Raw genomic sequence first — 3,568 nt, forward strand, 5'->3', positions numbered from 1 at the left:
TGCGCGACCTACAACACCGGCGTAACGTGCGCCTTTGGCGCACAGGGACAAACCCAACGTCGCGCCAAAGGCGCGACCTACTGTATGGTGAACACGACATATACGGTGGCGGATGCGGTCATTTCGCCTATTTCAAAAAGCCCGCTTTGCTGGGGCGGAGCACGAAACCTTACCGATACACCAGCGAGTTCGCTAGAAGACTGACCGTAAATTTCTTGCGAGGGTATCAAATCGTAAACACTTTCATCACGTGTTTTAAATTCTGAGATTGAATACACATCTTTTATCTTCTTACCATTTAGCTCAGCAAGTTGTTCGGCTTTTTGACGCGCGTTTTTTAATGCCTCAAACAGTACTTGTTTCTTAATCTCTCGCGGATTCTCAACCTTAACTTCAGCATCTAATGTCTCTGACACACCCGCATCAACCAGCGATTGATTGAGTTCGTTATATAAGGAAAGATCACGTAACGTAATATCGATACTGCGCACGACGCGCGTGCCTAAATTAATTTCCTCGCCGTTCTTATACTCATTGTGCGGCGCAATTCTAAGTGGCGTCGCTCGAATATCTTCTTGAGCTATTCCCATTTTTTTGACTACTTCAAACAGCTCAACTGACCGCCGATCAACTTCACTTTTGGCAACGGAGGCGTCCTTGTCGGTATGCCTCAAGTACGCGCTAATGACGATTATTTCCGGCTTAACACGTTGTTCAGCATACCCTTCAACATAGATATGAGGAGCATTTGGAATTACATCACTCCATGCTGAACAACTCACCAAGAACAAAAAAAATAAATATTTTTTCAATGTATACACTCCATTTATTTTTAATAGCCGCACAAAGTTGCTAAGTTAAAAATCATGTTTGTTATATAAGTGACTCAATATAATGATTAATCAATTCAAACTTCATATTTTTATTATCTGTTTACTATTAACCAATTTAGTAGCTTGCACAACAACTAAAGAAAATAATGTAGCAACCTATTGTTATTCAACTGAACAAGCAGCCGTCGCAGCAGGTTCAAAAGTAATAAACGATATGCTTCGCGAATATCGGCTGAGAACAGATGGCCGTCCAGGCTTCGGTGTAAGCTTTAACACCAAAGACAACGAATGTGGCAGCGACTTAGGCGCGGTAGTCATGAAGCCTCCACACGAAACGAACGATGAAAAAGGCGCCGAAATCATCGCCATCTCTCGTGATATTTTCACAAAACACATGGAAACAACCGATTACCAATATAAAATTTAGGCGTAGCGTGCGCCTTTGGCACACGGGCGACATCTGATGTCGCGCACAATGCGCGACGTACAACACCGACGTAGCGTGCGCCTTGGGCGCACGGGCGGCATCTGATGTCGCGCACAATGCGCGACGTACAACACCGACGTAGCGTGCGCCTTTGGCGCACGGGCGGGATTTGATGTCGCGCACAATGCGCGACCTACAACACCGACGTAACGTGCGCCTTTGGCGCACGGGCGGCATCTGATGTCGCGCACAATGCGCGACGTACGGAATGGCGGTGATATCCAAAAAGCGGAACAACACAAACATGTACGACATCAAAATACGAAGCTATAAACCGACCGATGCGGCAACATTGCGAGATATATTTTTCGACACCGTGAGAAACATCAACATCAAAGACTACTCGCAAGCACAAGTCGAAGCCTGGGCACCAAGCGATTACGATTCGAATGAGTGGGCACGTAAGATGAATAAAATCGCGCCATACGTTGCAGAATTAAACGCCGATATCGCAGGTTACGCAGATCTTCAGCAAGACGGTCTTATCGACCACTTTTTCTGTCACCACAAATATCAGCGAAAGGGCGTAGGCGGCGTGCTCATGCAGCATATAATAGGTGACGCGAAAACCCGCGGGATCAGTAAGCTTTACTCACATGTCAGCATCACCGCACGCCCCTTTTTCGAGCGCTTCGATTTTATCGTAAGCACATCACAACACGTCAAAGTGCGCGGCGAAGAGCTACAAAACTTCATCATGGTAAAGCCGGTTTAATAGCAATGTCGCGCACAATGCGCGACGTACTGCACGGAGGTGATATCAACCACCGGCGTAACGTGCGCCTTTGGCGCACGGGGACAAACCCATCGTCGCGCACAATGCGCGACCTACGGAATGGCGGTGATATCAACCTCCGACGTAACGTGCGCCTCTGGCGCACGGGCGACATCTGATGTCGCGCACAATGCGCGACCTACGTACACGATTTTAAAATGTTGTGGTGGGACTTTTGGTCTTAAATAAGCGGCATGAAAAATGTTCGTCGCTATTTCGAAGACGGTTACTATTTTTTTATTACCGTCGCTACTCAAGGTCGCAAGCCTCACCTAACGCGCCAGCCGGTTATTCAGGCGCTGCGCAATGCTGTGCGCACGACCATGGTATCGCACCCTTTTGATATTCAGGCGTGGGTTGTTTTGCCCGATCATATGCATTTGTTGATTGGCGTTGCCGACCAAAAAGTCGATCTGCGCATTAGAAAAATTAAAGCGCTCACCACGCGCGCCCTACCCGAGTTTTCCTATAAAAACTCACAATCTAATTTTTCCAAACGCCGACGACGGCAAGGGAGCCTTTGGCACAATAGATTCTACGACCGAATCATTCGTAATGAGCAAGAGCTCTACATGTATACGCTGTATTGCTGCTTTAATCCTGTCAAACATGGCTATGTCAAGAATGCCTTAGAATGGCCTTACTCAACCCTCAACACGTATTTAAAGCAAGGTCGTTACCCAGAATCATGGCAATACATCACAGACGCATGGGTGGACGACAATTTCGCCGATTACGACATGTGGTAGCGTGCGCCTTGGGCGCACGGGCAAATCCATTGTCGCGCCAAAGGCGCGACCTACGTCGGGTTAAACGTTCGACATCACCGTAGCGTGCGCATTGTGCGCACGGGGCGGCATCGATTGTCGCGCCCAAGGCGCGACGTACGTCGGGTTAAACGTTCAACATCACCGTAGCGTGCGCATTATGCGCACGGGCTCGTAATACGGTTAACAACCGTTTTTGACGTCCAACTCGCTAAGCTCTATGTCGTCCAAAAACAATAAAAATTCATCGCTTTGGTCCGTTTTTAGATAAACGTCAAGCTCCGAATCCTTCCAAGCAGAACCACCGCTTTGACATGCCGAGATTAATCTGACATTTATGCTGCCAGCTCCGCCTTCCTCATGCTGACTACGATACTCACGAATTGCTTTTTGTCCACTCTTCATGCGTTGAGCATCAGCCTCAGATAAACGCATTACGGTAAACTGCTCGTCGTTCTCAAGCTCGTCTTTCAGCTCCGCGGATAACGCGTAATCTGAATCAACTATAACCGGAAAAGTATGGTTAAAGCTGCTCTCAGGTTCGCCTGTTCTAAAACTAAAATCTAGCACTACATCACCGTCGTTAACACTGACTCCATCCGGAGATTTCACTGCCACAATAATCTGGTTCGGGTCTGTAATCCCCCCGGGAAATCGGAGCAGTTATTAGTAGAAAATTCCGCTAAACTAAAGCAAAGGAGTTTTC

5 protein-coding genes are annotated in these 3,568 nt (G+C 47.6%); 3 read left to right on the forward strand and 2 right to left on the reverse strand.

Features of this window, described 5'->3' with window-relative positions:
* Positions 1–77: 77 nt before the first annotated feature.
* Entirely contained in the window at positions 78–812 is a 735-nt protein-coding gene (locus ABNS04_RS12190) for an SIMPL domain-containing protein (protein WP_348671573.1), read from the reverse strand.
* A gap of 82 nt (positions 813–894) precedes the next feature.
* Here ABNS04_RS12190 and ABNS04_RS12195 point away from each other — a divergent pair, with 82 nt between their 5' ends.
* From ABNS04_RS12195 to ABNS04_RS12205, 3 genes are all read left to right on the forward strand, one after another.
* Positions 895–1,260, forward strand: a complete 366-nt coding sequence (locus tag ABNS04_RS12195; RefSeq protein WP_348671575.1) for a hypothetical protein — start codon at positions 895–897, stop codon at positions 1,258–1,260.
* Positions 1,261–1,564: 304 nt separating this feature from the next.
* The gene (locus ABNS04_RS12200) at positions 1,565–2,035 is read left to right on the forward strand and encodes a GNAT family N-acetyltransferase (RefSeq protein ID WP_348671577.1); all 471 of its coding nucleotides are present in this window, start codon (positions 1,565–1,567) and stop codon (positions 2,033–2,035) included.
* 254 nt (positions 2,036–2,289) lie between these two features.
* Complete coding sequence (locus tag ABNS04_RS12205) at positions 2,290–2,844, forward strand: transposase (protein WP_287832313.1); 555 nt, start codon at positions 2,290–2,292, stop codon at positions 2,842–2,844.
* 201 nt (positions 2,845–3,045) lie between these two features.
* Here ABNS04_RS12205 and ABNS04_RS12210 read toward each other — a convergent pair whose 3' ends face one another.
* Positions 3,046–3,480 carry a hypothetical protein gene (locus tag ABNS04_RS12210; protein WP_348671578.1) on the reverse strand — a complete coding sequence of 145 codons (435 nt, stop codon included), beginning with the start codon at positions 3,478–3,480 and terminating at the stop codon, positions 3,046–3,048.
* Positions 3,481–3,568: the final 88 nt, after the last annotated feature.

The organism is uncultured Idiomarina sp. (genome assembly GCF_964010655.1).
In the GTDB taxonomy this organism is placed as follows: Bacteria; Pseudomonadota; Gammaproteobacteria; order Enterobacterales; family Alteromonadaceae; genus Idiomarina; species Idiomarina baltica.